At 61.1% G+C, this 16128-nt stretch carries 17 protein-coding genes; 10 read left to right on the top strand and 7 right to left on the bottom strand.

What is annotated here, in order from left to right:
* Positions 1-35 precede the first annotated feature (35 nt).
* The 7 genes from G5154_RS18885 to pspF form a co-directional block, all read right to left on the bottom strand.
* A complete protein-coding gene (locus tag G5154_RS18885; protein ID WP_005346275.1) occupies positions 36-821 on the bottom strand; it encodes an ATP-binding cassette domain-containing protein in 786 nt (261 codons plus the stop codon).
* Between the two features lie 34 nt (positions 822-855).
* Positions 856-1854: an oligopeptide/dipeptide ABC transporter ATP-binding protein gene (locus G5154_RS18890; protein ID WP_005333679.1), complete on the bottom strand. Its 999-nt coding sequence runs from the start codon at positions 1852-1854 to the stop codon at positions 856-858.
* On the bottom strand, positions 1854-1982 hold the full coding sequence (locus G5154_RS18895; protein ID WP_421212122.1) for a hypothetical protein: 129 nt from the start codon (positions 1980-1982) through the stop codon (positions 1854-1856). Before G5154_RS18895 ends, G5154_RS18890 begins: the two co-directional genes overlap by 1 nt.
* Complete coding sequence (locus tag G5154_RS18900; RefSeq protein WP_005346264.1) at positions 1982-2875, bottom strand: ABC transporter permease subunit; 894 nt, start codon at positions 2873-2875, stop codon at positions 1982-1984. Before G5154_RS18900 ends, G5154_RS18895 begins: the two co-directional genes overlap by 1 nt.
* Positions 2876-2910: 35 nt before the next feature.
* Positions 2911-3870, bottom strand: coding sequence for an ABC transporter permease (locus tag G5154_RS18905; protein ID WP_288728356.1), 960 nt, complete (start codon positions 3868-3870; stop codon positions 2911-2913).
* A 2-nt stretch (positions 3871-3872) separates the two neighbouring features.
* On the bottom strand, positions 3873-5468 hold the full coding sequence (sapA, locus tag G5154_RS18910; protein WP_216980316.1) for an ABC transporter substrate-binding protein SapA: 1596 nt from the start codon (positions 5466-5468) through the stop codon (positions 3873-3875).
* Between the two features lie 108 nt (positions 5469-5576).
* Entirely contained in the window at positions 5577-6605 is a 1029-nt protein-coding gene (gene pspF / locus G5154_RS18915; RefSeq protein ID WP_005333674.1) for a phage shock protein operon transcriptional activator, read from the bottom strand.
* Between the two features lie 196 nt (positions 6606-6801).
* Between pspF and pspA the strand changes: the two genes are divergently transcribed.
* The 10 genes from pspA to G5154_RS18965 all read left to right on the top strand — a co-directional run bounded on the left by pspA (position 6802) and on the right by G5154_RS18965 (position 16117).
* Positions 6802-7488: a phage shock protein PspA gene (pspA, locus tag G5154_RS18920; protein WP_421244298.1), complete on the top strand. Its 687-nt coding sequence runs from the start codon at positions 6802-6804 to the stop codon at positions 7486-7488.
* A gap of 3 nt (positions 7489-7491) precedes the next feature.
* The gene (pspB, locus tag G5154_RS18925) at positions 7492-7728 is read left to right on the top strand and encodes an envelope stress response membrane protein PspB (RefSeq protein WP_005333672.1); all 237 of its coding nucleotides are present in this window, start codon (positions 7492-7494) and stop codon (positions 7726-7728) included.
* Positions 7725-8129, top strand: a complete 405-nt coding sequence (gene pspC, locus G5154_RS18930) for an envelope stress response membrane protein PspC (protein WP_058058713.1) — start codon at positions 7725-7727, stop codon at positions 8127-8129. The genes pspB and pspC overlap by 4 nt, the downstream gene beginning before the upstream one ends.
* Before the next feature lie 101 nt (positions 8130-8230).
* Positions 8231-9637, top strand: a complete 1407-nt coding sequence (locus G5154_RS18935) for a YcjX family protein (protein WP_421244299.1) — start codon at positions 8231-8233, stop codon at positions 9635-9637.
* A 51-nt stretch (positions 9638-9688) separates the two neighbouring features.
* Positions 9689-10720 (top strand): YcjF family protein, encoded by a 1032-nt coding sequence (locus G5154_RS18940; protein ID WP_421244300.1) that lies wholly within the window; start codon positions 9689-9691, stop codon positions 10718-10720.
* 190 nt (positions 10721-10910) lie between these two features.
* The gene (locus G5154_RS18945; protein WP_005346246.1) at positions 10911-11834 is read left to right on the top strand and encodes a LysR family transcriptional regulator; all 924 of its coding nucleotides are present in this window, start codon (positions 10911-10913) and stop codon (positions 11832-11834) included.
* A 197-nt stretch (positions 11835-12031) separates the two neighbouring features.
* Positions 12032-13177, top strand: a complete 1146-nt coding sequence (locus G5154_RS18950; RefSeq protein ID WP_421251292.1) for an ABC transporter substrate-binding protein — start codon at positions 12032-12034, stop codon at positions 13175-13177.
* A gap of 98 nt (positions 13178-13275) precedes the next feature.
* Positions 13276-14289 (top strand): ABC transporter ATP-binding protein, encoded by a 1014-nt coding sequence (locus tag G5154_RS18955; protein WP_421251255.1) that lies wholly within the window; start codon positions 13276-13278, stop codon positions 14287-14289.
* Positions 14286-15254 (top strand): ABC transporter permease, encoded by a 969-nt coding sequence (locus G5154_RS18960; RefSeq protein ID WP_421263979.1) that lies wholly within the window; start codon positions 14286-14288, stop codon positions 15252-15254. The genes G5154_RS18955 and G5154_RS18960 overlap by 4 nt, the downstream gene beginning before the upstream one ends.
* A gap of 35 nt (positions 15255-15289) precedes the next feature.
* Positions 15290-16117 carry an ABC transporter permease gene (locus G5154_RS18965; protein ID WP_216978933.1) on the top strand — a complete coding sequence of 276 codons (828 nt, stop codon included), beginning with the start codon at positions 15290-15292 and terminating at the stop codon, positions 16115-16117.
* The last annotated feature ends 11 nt before the right edge of the window (positions 16118-16128 follow it).

Below are 16128 nucleotides of genomic sequence, written 5' to 3' on the forward strand. Positions count from 1 at the left end.
GAAACACAGCGGCAATGGAGGCGGCCAGCGCCTCTCTACTTGCGGTATTCGTTGTTGTAGTTCTGGATGAGACGGCGGGTCACCTCGTGCTGGGGATCGGCAAACACCTTGAGGGTCTTGCCGCGCTCCACCACCCGACCTTCGTGCATCACCAGCACCTCGTCGCTGATATGGCTGACGATGCCCAGATCGTTGGCTACCAGCACATAGCTCAGCCCCATGGTCTCCTGCATCTCCAGCAGCAGGTTGATGATCTGGGAGCGTACCGAGATATCCAGGGTGGAGAGCGCTTCATCGGCCACCACGATTTTGGGGTTGAGGATCAATGCCCGCGCCAGCGCCACACGCTGCTGCTGACCGGCAGAGAGCATCTGCGGGTAGAAGAGGGCGTGGTCCGGCAGCATCCCCACCATGCGTAGGGTCTGGATCACCTTCTCGTGACGCTCCTCCTCACTCATCTCGGTGTTGAGTCGCAGCGGGGTTTCCAGGATCTGGCCGACCCGGATCTTGCGGTTTAGCGAGGTGTTGGGGTCCTGAAAGATCATCCGCAGCAGCTTGCAGCGGGTTTGATAATCGCCGTGCACCATCAGTTGACCGTCGATGGCGATGTCACCGCTGGTGGGCTCGATCATGCCAGCCAGTATACGGGCCAGGGTGCTCTTGCCGGAGCCTGCTTCTCCCAGAATGGCCAAGGTCTGGCCTACCTCCAGATCAAACGAGAGGGGCTTGATCGCCTCCACCGCCTGACGACGGAACAGACCGGTGCGGTTTTGATAGGTTTTGCTAAGGCCTCTGACCTGCAACAGGGATGGCTCGATCACAAGCGGGGCTCCTTCATGGGGGCGTTAACGATCATCACTTTTTCGGCTCCTCCATGTTCAGCGGGAAGTGACAGCTGAACTGATGGCCCTTGATCTTGTTCATCAACGGAGTCTGCACGCACTGCTTCTGGGCGTAGGGGCAGCGCGGCCCCAGACGGCAGCCGATGGGCAGGTGTTGCAGCGGCGGTATGACGCCGGGCAGGGTCTCGAGGCGCGACTTGTGGCGCACCAGCTTGTCAAAGTCGGGGATCGATTTGAGCAGGGCATCGGTATAGGGGTGATGCGGGGTTTCGAGGATCTGCTCCCGGGTGCCCACCTCCACCATCTGGCCGCAATACATCACGTTGATGGTATCGGTCAGGTTGGCGATGGCGGCGATATCGTTACTGATGATCAGGATGGTGGTATTGCCCAGCTTGTTCATCTTGTCCAGCAGTCGCAGGATCTGGGAGTGGGTGGTGGACTCCATGGCGCTGGTGGGCTCGTCGGCTACCAGCAGACGCGGCTGGTTGGCAATGGCCATGGCGATCATCACTTTCTGGCACATGCCATCCGACAGCTCATGGGGATAGGCGCGCATCACCTTGCGGTGATCCTTGACGCCTACCCGGTGCAGCAGGGCGATGGCCTTCTTCTTGCGCCACTGGAAGCGCTGCCAGAATTGTCCCTCGAACGAATCGGTCGGGATCGCCTCTTCCAGCTGGGTGCCGATCTCCTCGGAGGGGTCGAGACAGCTGATGGGGTCCTGGAAGATCATGGCGATCTCGCGACCCATGATGCGACGGCGCTCCTTGGGGGCCATGGTCAGCAGATCCATGTCGTTGAAGCGCATCCGGTCGGCACGTACCGTCCAGTTGTCCTTCTCGATGCCGACGATCACCTTGGCGATCAGACTCTTGCCGGAGCCGGATTCACCCACCAGACCGCGGATCTCCCCCTCGGTCAGGGTCAGGCTCACCTTGTCCACCGCCTTGACCTTGCCCTGCGGGGTGTCGATCTCGATGGTGAGGTTGCGTATGTCGAGCAGAGGCATCAGTCATTCCCCTCTTTGAGTGCTTCACGAATGCCTTCACCAACCAGCGATGGGTTGACCTGCACGCCGTACAGGAATGAGTGGGGGACAAGGGTGAGCATGTCTATCTTGGGCACAGAGCATTGCATCAGTCATTCCCCTCTTTGAGCGCTTCGCGGATGCCTTCGCCAACCAGGTTGGTGACCAGCACGCTGAACAGGATAGCCATGCCCGGCAAAGTGACGGTCCAGGGGGCGAGATAGATGAGATCGCTCGAATCAGCCAGCATGGTGCCCCACTCCGGTTGGGGAGACTGGGCGCCGAGGCCGAGAAAACCGACTGCCGAGATATCGAGGATGGCTGCCGACAAGGTGCGAGTAGTCTGGGCCACCAGGGTTTCGACGATATTGGGCAAAATAGCCAGACGCATGATCCTGAAGGGGGGTGAGCCATCGAGCCGACTGGCAATGATGTACTCCTTCTGCATCTCGGCATGCACCGCGTTGTAAGTGGCCCGTATAAAGGGGGGGATCAATGCCAGGGTAATGGCGATCAGGGTGTTGCCAAGGCCCGGGCCCAGAATGGCAACCATGATGATGGCCATTAACAGGGAGGGGATGGAGAGCAGAGTATCGAGCAGATGGTGCAGCACACTCGATTTGAGCCCCTTGCTCATGCCACCGAGGATACCAATGGCAGAGCCGACCACCATGGCGATCGCCACCACGACCAGGGCACAGCCGAAGGTGAGACGTGCTCCTACCACCAGCCGGGAGAGCATGTCGCGCCCCAAATCATCGGTGCCCAGGAAGTAGTCGATATTGCCGGTTGCCGCCCAGGAGGGGGCCAGCAGCAGCTTGTCGGTGTGTTGTTCATCAATGCCGTAGGGAACGACCAGTGGCCCCACCAGAGTGACAAGCAGCAACAGTAAAAAACACCAGAGACCCGCCATCGCCAGCGGGTTACGGCGATAGGATGCCCACGTCTGCTCAAGGGGCGAAAGGATCTTGAGTTCGGGGTAAATGTTCGATTTATCTTGCATAGGGTACCTGGCTCCTGGTCACGCCATGAGCGCGTTCAATCCTGTTTGGCATAGAGCTCTTTGCGCCGTGCCGGATAGATAAGGGTGGTCAGCAACTCTGTGCTGACGCTGATCAGAATAACGAAACTGGCCACCACCAGAGTCGCACCACGAATGGCGGCGTAATCCTGCAGGGCGATGCTGCTGATGAGCCAGCGACCGATCCCGTGCCACTCGAACACCACCTCGGTGATCATGGCGGAGGTGAGCACGCTGCCCAGTTGCAAGCCCAGCAGCGGGAGTACCGGCGGCAGGGCGTTCTTCAGACCATGGCGCCAGACGATCTGCGCCTTGGACAGGCCCCGGCTCGCCGCCGCCTTGATGTAGTTCTGCTTCATCACGTCGATGAGGGAGCTGCGCACATGACGGATCACCTCGGTGGTGGGCACCACCGCCAGCACCAGTGACGGGAGAATAAGGTGGCGCAGGGCATCATGTAGTGCTGCTTGTCGCCAGGGCTCGTGGCTCAACAATACATCGATCAGGGCAATACCGGTAATGTGTGGTACATCGTAGAGCAGGCTGATCTGTCCTGATGACGGTAGCCACCCAAGATCCAGCGAAAAGAGCATTACCACCAGCAGTGCCAACCAGAATACCGGTACCGCATAGCCGATAAGACCTGCGGTCATGATGGAGAGATCCAGCGTCTTGCCTTGTGACAGGGCCGCCAGAGTGCCGAGGGGAATACCCACCAGCAGCGAGATGGCAAATGCCGCCAGGCAGAGGATCAGGGTGGCGGGAAAATAGTGGCGGATCTCGTCCAGCACCGGCAGCCCGGAGACGCTGGAGATCCCCAGGTCGCCAGCAAAAATACGGCGCAGAAAGTCGGGATAACCGCGCCAGAAACTCAGTTCGTGACCGAGCAACCGATACTCCAGCAGATAGGCGACCAGCGTCAGCGCCAGCAGGGTGATGAGCAGCAGGTTGATGCGGCGCAAGATGTATAGAAGCATGCTTACTCCCTGTAGGCCTGATTGAAGGAGGTGCCGCCAAAGGGCATCAGTGTCAGCCCCTCGATATCGCTGCGAGTGACCTGGGTACGCAGGGCATGGGCCAGCGGAATGAGCGGCAACTGTTCATTGAGCAGGGTTTGCGCGTAATAGTAGTTGCGCAGCCGGAACGAGAGCTGGGGTGTGGTGACCGCATCATCCAGCAACTGGTCGAAGGCCGGACTGCACCAGCGGCTGTAGTTGTTGCCCCGCTCCACCGCAGAGCAGCTCAGCAGCTGGCGAAAGAAGTTGTCCGGGTCGGCATTGTCGGCGATCCACCCGGAGAGCAGACTGTCGTATTGCCCATTGAGCAGGCGTCTCTCAATGACGGGCCACTCTTGCTGCACAATCTTGAGTTTGATCCCCACCTTGGCCAGGTCACTGCGGATCAGTTGGGCTGTCTTGACCGCATCCGGGTTGTAGGGGCGGGCGTCCGGTTGCACCAGTACCTGCATTTCCAGTCCCTGTTCGAGCCCGGCCTCCTTGAGCAGTTGGCGTGCCCGTTTCAGGTCGGGCTTGCGCTCGGGCAGGCTGGGGTTGTAGCCCCAGGAGAGGGGGGGCAGCAGACTGTTGGCTGGCAGGCCGGTATCGAAATAGACCGCCTGTAGCAGGTTGTCGACATTGATGGCGCTGGCAATGGCCTGGCGAACCTTGACGTTGTTGAACGGTGGTTTACGGGTATTGAGGGCTAAAAACGCGACATTCATTCCTGACTGGACCGAGAGGCTCAAGTCGGGGTGCTCTTTGATCACCGAGAGCTGGCTGGCAGCCGGCGTGCTCATCACGTCGCACTCGCCGGTCAGCAGCTTGGCCAGCCGTTTGGCGGATTTGGGGGTGATGTCGTAAACCAGTTGTTCAATTTTTGCTGGCCCGTTCCAGTAAGCGGGATGGCGCTGATAGCGAATGAACTCGTTGTGACGATACTCCTTGAAGCTGAACGGGCCGGTACCGATGGGGCGGCTATCCAGCAGGGTCGGTGTGCCTGCGTTGAGCAACTGGTCGGCATATTCGGCCGAGAGGATCACTGCATAGTCGCTCGCCAGGGTAGCAAGGAAAGAGGCGTTGGGCTGATTCAACTCAAAGACGACGGTGTGTGGCCCTTTTTTGTAGACCTTCTTGATCAGCTGATCCTGCCCCAGACTGAAGAAGTAGGGGTAGTCGCCGCCGGAAACCAGATGATAGGGGTGCTGCTCGTCAAGCTGGCGGGCATAGGTGAAGACCACGTCGTCGGCATTGAAGGGACGGCTAGGTGTGAACCAGGCGGTATGGTGAAAGCTTACCCCTTCGCGCAGGGTCAGGGTGTAGGTGAGGCCATCCTCACTGATCTGCCAGTTGGTGGCAAGCGCCGGCTCCAGCGCCAGGGTGTTGGGGTTAACTTCCAGCAAGCGGTCGTAGAGCGGACGGGCACTGGCATCCAGCGTCACCCCTGAGTTGGAAACATGGGGATTGAAGGAGAGGGGGGAGCCCTCAGCGCAATAGATAAGCCCGGTTTTGGAGGCCTCGGGTTGCTTCTGGCAGCCGGTGACCAGCACCAGCAGACCCAGCAGCAAGGGTGTGAGCATTCTCATTGTTGAACCATGTTCTTATAGGGGGTTTGTACGCACGTTTTGATACAAATGTGCCAGCGCGAAGGCTGGCGTGTTGCTGGAGTCGGCATCAACCGCGCTCCTTCACTCTTGTTCTGCATCGTTATCGCCATCCAGCAGCTGATATTTGCGTAGCATGCCACGGAACTGGTGATAGCTTAAGGCCAGCAGTTGAGCGGCTTTGCGCTGATTATACTGGGATTGCTGCATCGCTTGCTTGAGTAAATTAATCTCGTACTCCGCCACCGCCTGCTTGAGATCGAGCGGCAAGGCGAGGGGGGATGCAGATTGTACCTCGCTTCGGGCCTCTTGAGCTGGTTGCGTGACCTGTGGTCGCCAGGGGGAATCAAACGGGTTGAGCACCAGGGTCGAGAGCGGCAACTGGGGATTGCCCTGACGATAGATACTTCGCTCCACCACGTTCTTCAGCTCCCGCACGTTGCCCGGCCAGTGGTAATCCAGCAGTAGCTGGGTTGCCTTGCGCGAGAAACCGGCAAACAGCGGATAGCCCAGCTCCCGCGTCATGCTGTGGGCGAAGTGTTCCGCCAGCATCAGGATATCTTCCCGCCGCTCCCGCAAGGGGGGGAGGGTGATCACATCAAACGCGAGCCGGTCGAGCAGATCGTGGCGAAACTGCCCCTTGTCGGCCAGCGCAGGGAGATCCTCGTTGGTGGCGCAGACCAGCCGCACATCCACCTTGAGGGGCTTGGCCCCGCCCACCCGCTCGAACTCGCCATACTCGATGACCCGCAGCAACTTCTCCTGCACCCGGGCGCTGGTGGTGGCCAGCTCGTCGAGGAAGAGGGTGCCGCCATCGGCCCGCTCGAAGCGGCCCTGATGGCGCTTGGCGGCGCCAGTAAACGACCCCGCTTCGTGACCGAACAGCTCGGTCTCCAGCAGGCTCTCACTCAGGGTGGCGCAGTTGATGGTGACAAAGCTTTGATCCCAGCGCGCCGAGAGATAATGTAGGCGGTGGGCGATCAGCTCCTTGCCCGTCCCCCGCTCACCGATGATCAGCACGGGTTTGCGCAGTGGGGCGAGCCGTGAGGCCTGCTCAATGATCTCGAGAAATGCGTTGGATTCCCCCAGCAGGCTTTCCGTGGCCGTGGTCATAGTGATCCCTGTCAGTTGTAAAAGCTGGTCAATCTTACCAAAAGTTGGTGATTTTAATCATCTCTTGCGCGAGGCATCTTGCAATCCGGCTATTCTGCCCCATATAAATCAACAAGTTAAATTTTGTTCCAGATTGGCACACAAGTTGCCATTGTCAATGGAGAAACAACGCCATGCCAATAACAGGAGTGCAATCATGAGTATTTTTTCCCGTCTGGCCGACATCATCAATTCCAACCTGACGGCCCTGCTCGACAAGGCAGAAGATCCCCAGAAGATGGTGCGCCTGATCATCCAGGAGATGGAGGACGAGCTGGTCAAGGAGCGCTCCAATCTGGCCCGCTTCCTCGCCAGCCAGAAAGAGATTGGTCGTCAGGTCGCCCGTCATCAGGAGCGGGTCGACGAGTGGCAAGCCAAGGCCGAGCTGGCCCTGACCAAAGGGCGTGAAGATCTGGCACGCGCTGCCCTGATCGAGAAGAAGAAGCAGAGCGAGCTGGGTGAGGCGTTGCAGCGTGAGCAGCAGGCGGTCGATAGCGGCATCGAGAAGCTGGGTGAAGAGATCCGTCAGCTCGAAGCCAAGCTGGAAGATGCCCGCGCCCGTCAAAAGGCGATGGCCATTCGCACCGAAGCTGCCAGCAGCCGTCTCAATGTGCAGAGCCAGGTAGCCCGTGGCGAGAGCCTGGCGGTGGTGAGCAAGTTTGAGCGGATGGAGCGTCGCATCGACGAAATGGAAGCGCGCGCCGATCTGGGACAGTCCGACAAGGCGCTGGCGCAGCAGTTTGCCGAGCTGGAAGTGGACGATCAGATAAGCCGCGAGCTGGAGGCGATGCGCCAGAAGCTGGGCCAGGGCGACAGCAAAAGCGAAGGCAAACAGGGGGAGTAACAGATGGAAGATCTGCTGGGCGTATTGATGGTTCCCATGGTGGTCTTCATGGTGGTGGTAGCCCCCATCTGGCTGGTGCTGCACTATCGTGCCAAGGGGCGGATTGGCGCCGGTCTTGCCGATAGCGAGCGAGAACAGCTGCAAGGGCTGCTGGCTCGTACCGAGAAGATGCAGGAGCGAGTGGGCGCGCTGGAATCGATTCTGGATGCGGAAGTACCCGGTTGGAGGAACAAGGTATGAGCAGTGTCAGTCGTGAAGGGCGTAACCTCTATCGTGATCCCCAGCGTGGCAAGATAGCCGGGATCTGTGCCGGTTTGGCTGAGTATTTCGGGGTGGAGATCTGGATCGTGCGGCTGCTCGCCATCAGTGGCCTCATCTTCGCCGGTTTCATTACCTTCACCGCCTATATCGCTGCCTGGTTCTTGCTCGACAAAAAGCCGGTTACCCTCTATTCGCAAGAGGATGCCGACTTTGCCGAGGTGCGGATGAAGGCGCGCAGCTGGCAGGCGGGGATCACCCCTCATCAGGCGCTGGGCCGCATCGCGCAGGAACTTGACGCGCTGGAGCCCAGAGTTCAGCGGATCGAGAAGCTGGTGACCTCAAGGGAGTTCACCCTGCAGCGGGAATTTCGCAAGCTGTAGTGCTTGCTGAAGCCCCCATGTCGATGGCAGCGCCTCCCGTGATGCGCCACCATCGACACCAGCTATCCAGATGCAACCACCAAGGGAGAACGGGTCAAGCCTTGATACTCAATAAACTGGAACAGAAGTTGACTCGCCTGCAACACAAGGCGAACGACGTGGTGAACCGGGTGCGGGATCGCCATATTCGGCTGGCGGTGACCGGCCTCTCTCGCAGCGGCAAAACCGCCTTTATCACGGCGCTGGTCAACCAGCTGGAACACGCGGCCATCGATGGCCGTTTGCCGTTGTGGGATGCCCTGCGTCAAGGGCGCATCCTCGGCGCCCGCCGGGTGCCGCAGCTCAATGCCCACATCCCCACCTTTGCCTACGAGCGTGGCCTCGACTCCCTGTTTGGCGATCCACCTGCCTGGCCCGAGCCCACCCGCGGCGTGGCCGAAGTGCGTCTCGAAATCCGCTATCGCACCCGTCACCCTCTGCGCAAGCATCTGGGGGAGATCTCCACCCTCTACGTGGATCTGGTGGACTACCCCGGGGAGTGGCTGCTCGACTTGCCGCTCCTTGAGATGAGCTACGAGCAGTGGAGCGAACAGGTACGCGAGCAGTTGCGTCGCCCCGAGCTGCAAGCGCTCGCCGCCAGCTGGCTGACCCCCGGGTGGCATGCCGGTCAGCGCTTCGAAGAGCGGCCGGTAGCTGAGCTGGCCGAGCGCTACACCGCCTATCTGCATGCCTGCAAACAGGAGTTGGGATTGCACCTTATTCAACCCGGTCGCTTCGTGTTGCCGGGGGAGTATGCCGGTGCCCCCATGCTGCAATTTGTCCCCTGGGTGTGGGAGATGCCTGTCGGCGAGCCCGCTGATGGCACTCTTTACGCCACTCTCAAGCAGCGCTTCGAGCAGTACAAACAGCATCTGGTGCAGGGTTTTTATGAGCAGCACTTTGCCGGTTTTGATCGCCAGATAGTGCTGGTGGATTGCCTGCAGCCCCTCAATGCAGGGGCTGCCAGCTTTGGCGATATGCAGCAGGCCATCGCCCGCATCATGGAGAGCTTTGCCTACGGCAAGAGCAACTGGTGGCGGCGACTCTTCTCGCCCCGTATCGACAAACTGCTGTTTGTGGCGAGCAAGGCCGATCACGTCACCCCTGAACAACATGGGCCCATGGTCTCCCTGCTCCAGCATCTGGTGCGCAGCGGCCGCGGGCAGGCCCGTTTTGAGGGGATCACCACAGAGTGTCTGGCGCTCGCCGCCATCAAGGCGACGGAAGTGGGCAAGGGGGTGGCCAATGGCCGCGAGTTCCCCGCCATCCGTGGCACCAGTCTGAGCGGTGAATCGCTGCTGCTGTTCCCGGGGGAGGTGCCGCCCCATATTCCGCCCGCGCAGTGGTGGAACAGTCAGGGCTTTGATTTTCAGGCGTTTCGCCCCATGCCCATGAGCCCCCATCAGGCGCTGCCCCATATCCGGCTTGATGCGGCGCTGGACTTTCTGCTCGGGGATCACCTCGAATAACGGTGCGCGGCCCGGGGTTGTTTCCGGCGCCGCACTCAGGAGAACAATGCGATGAACGATCAGATAAAAGAGCGGCCACCGCTGCAGGGCAAGGTGATCCTTGAGCCTGCCTTGACGGTGGCCAGTGACGAGCGACCGCCCGCACCGGCCCAGCGGCTGGAGGATGCGAGCTTCGAGCGCCTCGACGAGCTGGACGAGTTCACCGAGGTGGAGAGCGCCCTCGTCAGCAAACCGCGTCGCCGTCATCGGCTGCTGGCGTGGGGGCTGGGGGCGGTCGGTCTGCTCTCGTTGGGCCAGTATTGCGCCTTTCTTTACGATCAATTCCTCACCACCCCGCTCTGGGGCAGCGCCTGGCTGGCGGCCTCGGCGCTGGTGGCGGCGGGTACCGCCAGCGTGGTGGGGCGCGAGTGGCTGCGACTGCGCACCCTCAAGCGGCGTCAGGATGTGCGCTCGCGTGCCGAAGATCTGCTGGCCCATCAGGGAGTCGGGCAGGGGCAGGCCTTTTGCGAAGGGTTGGCGGTCAAAAGTGGTGACAAGGGGCGCGAGGGGTATCAAACCTGGCTGGCCCAGCTCGACGAGAGCCACAGCGATCGGGAGGTGCTGACCCTCTATAGCCAGCTGGTGCTCGGCGAGCGCGACAAACTGGCGCAGGCGCGGGTGGCCAAATGGTCGGGGGAGGCCGCGGTGCTGGTGGCCCTGAGCCCGCTCGCCACCGTCGACATGATGTTGATGCTGTGGCGTAACCTGCGGATGATCGAGGATATCGCCGATGTCTACGCCATCGAGCTCGGCTACTGGAGCCGCATACGCCTCATTCGTCAGGTGTTTCGCAACATGCTCTACGCCGGTGCCACCGAGCTGGTGACCGAGGTGGGGATGGACTTGCTGGGCGCCGAGTTTGCCGCCAAGCTCTCTGCCCGCGCGGCGCAAGGGGTGGGGGCCGGGCTGCTCACCGCTCGCCTTGGCCTGCGCACCATAGAGGCGTGCCGCCCACTGCCATGGTGTGCTGACGAGAAGCCCAAACTCGGTGAGCTGCGCAAGCGGCTGATCGGCCAGTTGGCGGGGTATCTCAACAAATCCTGATAGCCCTGTCTGCACCTTGCTGCGATGATCCATGCCCCTGTCGTGCTCGCCAAGCCACAGGGGCATAGTTTTAATCGGCAGATCATTGAGTTGGCAGCAGAGTCCTGCTTTGGCGGGGCGCCCGTTTACGGTTAAGCTGGCAGTCAATCTTACCAATCACACCAATAGTACCAATCGGCAAGGATGCCCGATGAACTTTACCTTTCGCCAGATCCGTTATTTTGTGGCCGTGGCCGACAGCTTCTCAGTGAGTCGCGCCGCCGCCGAGCTGCACATCTCCCAGTCGGCGGTCACCAGCGCCATTCGCGAGCTGGAGACCGAGCTAGGGGCCCCGCTATTTGAGCGCAATCCGCGCGGCGTCACCCTCACCACTCAGGGGCACCAGTTTTTGCTCCACGCCCGCCGCATTCTCGGCGCCATGACCGAGGCGAGCCACTCCCTCAAAGCAGTAGCCCAGCAGGATCAGGGGCGACTCACCATCGGCGTGACCACCTTGGTGGCGGGTTACTACCTCTCTGAGGCGCTTGGCCGCTTTCGCCGCGCTTTTCCGGCGGTACAGATCGAGGTGAAGGAGGATGAACAGCCCTTCCTTGAGCACCAGATCGTCAACGGTGAGGTGGATGTGGGGATCCTGATGACCAACCGCACCATCCGGCAAGAGGCGTTTGATACCGAGTTGCTGACCCGTTCCCCGCTGCGGCTCTGGCTGGCTGCCAACCACCCGCTCTGTGCCGAGTCGACTCTCTCGCTCACCGCGCTGGGGGAGGAGCCGATGATCTCGCTGACCGCCGATCAGCTCGATCAGATCATCGGGGGCGGCCTGCGCCGTTACGGCATCTCCCCTCGCATCGTGCTGCGCACTGCGTCGGTGGAGGCAGTGCGCAGTCTGGTCGCCAGCCAGCTCGGGGTCGCCCTGTTGCCCGATTTTGCCTATCGCCCCTGGTCGCTGGAGCAGGAGCGGGTCGAGGCGCGCCCCATCAAGGAGCCCATTCCCGCCATCGATATCGGGCTGGTGTGGCGCCGTGGTTCTCGGCTGGATTGGACGGCGCGGGAATTTATCGATATTGCGCGGGATCAGAGCCGGTTGCGGGCCCGTCAGGCGCTCCCTCGCTAGCCATCTCTTGCGGGGTAGCCACCAAAAATCAGATTCATCTGCACTCGATATCGATTTAGCTGATACCTGAGCCATCAAAAATTGAAATATTCATCGTATTGCCACTCCCCTAAGCTCATTGCTGGTTAACAGGATGTTAACGCCCACGGCGGCGTTCCCTCACCTGATGCAAGTCAACACAATGCAAGGAGTGCATGATGAAATTGATCCCTCTGATGCTGGCTCTTGTTCCGGCGCTGCTGGCAGGCCAGACCCAGGCTGCCCCGACCGAGCTCGGCAAGGGTGAAGGCCAGCTCAATATCGTGGCCTGGGCTGGCTACGTTGAGCGTGGCGAGACCGACAAGAACTACGACTGGGTGACCGGATTCGAGAAAGAGACCGGCTGCAAGGTGAGCGTCAAGACGGCGGCCACCTCGGACGAGATGGTGGCCTTGATGAACGAGGGGGGCTTCGATCTGGTGACCGCCTCCGGCGATGCCAGTCTGCGTCTGATTGCCGGTGGCAAGGTGCAGGCGCTCAATCTGGCACTCATCCCGAGCTACAGCAAGATTGATCCCCGGCTGCAAAATGCCCCCTGGCACACTGTGGATGGCAAGCACTACGGCGTGCCCTACCAGTGGGGCGGAAATATCCTGATGTACAACACCAAGGTATTCCCCAAGGCACCGGACTCCTGGAACGTGGTATTCGAGGAACAGACCCTGGCGGATGGCAAGTCTAACAAGGGGCGGGTGCAGGCCTTTGACGGCCCGATCCATATCGCCGATGCCGCCCTCTATCTGATGACCCATCAGCCCGCGCTGGGCATCAAGGATCCTTACGAGCTGAACGAGGATCAGTACAAGGCCTCTCTCGATCTGCTGCGCAAGCAGCGTCAGCTGGTGGGACGCTACTGGCATGATGCCTTCGTCCAGATCGATGACTTCAAGAACGAAGGGGTGGTTGCCTCCGGCTCCTGGCCGTTCCAGGCCAACGCCCTGATCGCCGACAAGCAACCTATCGCCACCACTGTGCCCAAAGAGGGCGTCACCGGTTGGGCCGATACCAGTATGGTGCACAGCGATGCCAAGAACCTCACCTGCGCTTACAAGTGGCTGGAGCACTCCCTGAACAACAAGCTACAGGGGGATCTCGCCTCCTGGTTTGGCTCGGTGCCAGTGGTGCCAGCCGCTTGTGAGGGCAATGCCCTGCTGGGCCCGACCGGGTGCAAAACCAACGGGATAGACAACTTCGATCGGGTTCGTTTCTGGCGCACTCCGGTCTCCCAGTGCAAGAGCCAGGGAACTTGCGTGCCCTATTACCGCTGGGTCTCCGACTATATCGCCATTCTGGGGGGTCGCTAAGGCGGGGAGTAGCTCCTCCTCTGCACAACCGCCAAAACCGGATAATCAAGCGGGCCGGACAGGAGTCCGGCCCATCCCAGCACAGACAAGGACGCCCCATGAACGCCGTACAATTTGACCGGGTCAGTCGCCACTATGGCGAGGTGAAGGCGGTCGACGACATCTCTTTCCAGATCCCCTCCGGGGAATTCTTTACCCTGCTGGGGCCGAGCGGTTCCGGCAAGACCACTTGCCTGCGGATGATCGCGGGCTTCGAGTACCCGAGCGACGGGGAGATCCGCCTGTTCGGCGAGCCCTGCTCCACCGTGCCCCCCTACGATCGCAACCTCAATACCGTGTTTCAGGACTATGCCCTGTTTCCCAACATGGATGTGCGCGACAACATCGGCTATGGCCTGATGCTCAAGGGGGTCGCCAAGGCACAGCGTTACCGCAAGGTGGACGAGATGCTGGAGCTGGTGCGACTGCCCGGGGTCGGCAAGCGCCGCCCGAGCCAGCTCTCCGGCGGCCAGCGCCAGCGCATCGCCATCGCCAGAGCCCTCATCAACCAGCCACGCATCCTGCTGCTGGATGAGCCGCTGGGGGCCCTCGATCTTAAACTGCGCGAGCAGATGCAGCTTGAGCTCAAGGCGTTGCAACGCCAGCTGGGCATCACCTTTATCTTTGTCACCCACGATCAGCAGGAGGCGCTCTCCATGAGCGACCGGATCTGCATCTTCAGTCAGGGCAAGATCGAGCAGATTGCCGCCCCCGATACCATCTACGACGCTCCGGCGACGCCGTTTGTGGCCCGCTTCGTCGGTACCGTCAATCTGTTCGAAGGGGATCAGGCCAGACGGCTGTGCGGTGACGGTAGCCAGATGATGGTGCGCCCGGAGCGGATCCGGCTCGCTGAGGCGGGCACGCCGGGCTGGTCGGGGGAGATCCGCGAGGTGGAGTATCTGGGTCCCTTCGTCCGTTATCGGGTTGATCTCGGGGATCAGCTCGAGATCATCGTCAACCACCCCAATGAGGGGCAGGCCCGTCTGGCCCGTGGCAGCAGGGTCAGCCTCAGCTGGCCGGAGCAGGCCATCCACCGCCTGAGCGGCGCCCATCAGGGGGCGCAGCCATGAGTGCCCCTCACAGTGCGAGTCTTGCCATGAACCATCAGCCCGAACCTGCCCGTTTCAGGCCGCTGCGGCGCCTCTCGAGCCTGCTCTATGGGCGGCCCGGCCTGCTGCTGGCGAGCCTGCTGGGGCCGCCGCTGCTGTGGCTCGGCATCATCTATGTCGGCTCCTTGCTGATGCTGCTCTCCAACTCCCTGTTCGGGCTGGACGAGTTCAGCAGTCAGGTGCGCCACGAGCTGGGGCTGCAAAACTTCGTCGCCCTGCTACGGCCGGAGAATCTGGATGTGATCGGCCGCACCGTCGGCATGTCGCTGCTGGTGACCCTGGCCTGCGCCCTGCTCGGTTTTCCGGTTGCCTACTACATGGCACGCTACACCAGTGGCAAGACCCGGGCGCTGTTCTATGTAGGGATCATGCTGCCGCTCTGGTCCAGCTATCTGGTGCGGGTCTACGCCTGGAAGCTGATTTTGGCCAAGGAGGGGGTGGTGAGCTGGCTGGCCGACAGCATGGGGCTGGAGTGGCTGCTCGATGCCATCCTCTCCCTGCCGGTGATTGGGGGCCCGTCGCTCTCCTTCTCGCGGCTCGGCACCTTTATCGTGTTCGTCTATGTCTGGCTGCCCTTCATGATCCTGCCCATTCAGGCGGCGGTGGAGCGTATTCCGCGATCCCTCCTGGAGGCGAGCAGTGATCTGGGGGCAACACCCGCCCAGACTTTTCGCAACCTGATCCTGCCGCTGGCGTTGCCCGGTGTGGTGGCGGGCTCCATCTTCACCTTCTCGCTGACCCTCGGTGATTACATCATCCCCGGCATCATTGGCAACTCGACCATGTATATCGGTCAGGTGGTCTATATGCAGCAGGGGACTGCGGGCAACTTGCCCTTCGCCGCCGCCTTCTCGTTGGTGCCGATCCTTATCATCGCCATCTATCTGGCGATCGCGAAAAGACTGGGGGCTTTTGATGCGCTTTGACCCTATCGCTTTGAACCGGCAGCAAGGAGGCCGTCATGTCAGCTAGCTCAGTGAGCAGTCAGGGAGAGCGCCCTTCGGGCCTGCTCAAGTACGCCGCCATCGGTGGGCTCTTGTTCCTGCACTTTCCCATTCTGTTTATCTTCCTCTACGCCTTCACCAGCGAGAGCAAGAGTTACCAGTTTCCGCCCCCCGGGCTCACCCTCAAGTGGTTCGAGGTGACCCTCAATCGCCCCGATGTGTGGCGTGCCATCCAGCTGTCGCTGGAGGTAGCGGGGCTGGCGACGCTGGCGGCCATGGTGCTCGGCACTCTGGCGGCAGGGGCCATTGCCCGCAGCCGCTTCTTCGGTCAGGAGGTGGTGTCACTGCTGCTGGTGCTGCCCATCGCGCTGCCCGGTATCGTCACCGGTATCGCGCTGCGCTCGGCCTACGGCTTGATGGAGATCCCGTTCAGCTTCTGGACCATCGTTATCGGCCACGCCACCTTTTGTGTGGTGGTGGTCTACAACAATGCGCTGGCCCGTTTTCGCCGCACCAACCAGAGCCTCATCGAGGCGTCGATGGATCTCGGGGCCGACGGTTTCCAGACCCTGCGCTACGTGATCCTGCCCAATCTGGCCACGGCGCTGCTGGCGGGGGGCATGCTGGCCTTTGCCCTGAGTTTTGACGAAGTGATCGTCACCACCTTTACGGCGGGCCAGCAGACCACCCTGCCCATCTGGATGTATCAGGAGCTGATCCGTCCCCGTGACAGGCCGGTCACCAACGTGGTGGCCCTCATCATAGTGGCCTTCACCACTATCCCTATTTTGCTTGCCTACTACCTCACTCGCGACACCCATGATGTCGCTGGCAGTGGCAAATGATGACTCAACGT

Source organism: Aeromonas sp. 600527 (assembly GCF_049175415.1).
Classification (GTDB): Bacteria; Pseudomonadota; Gammaproteobacteria; order Enterobacterales; family Aeromonadaceae; genus Aeromonas; species Aeromonas veronii_A.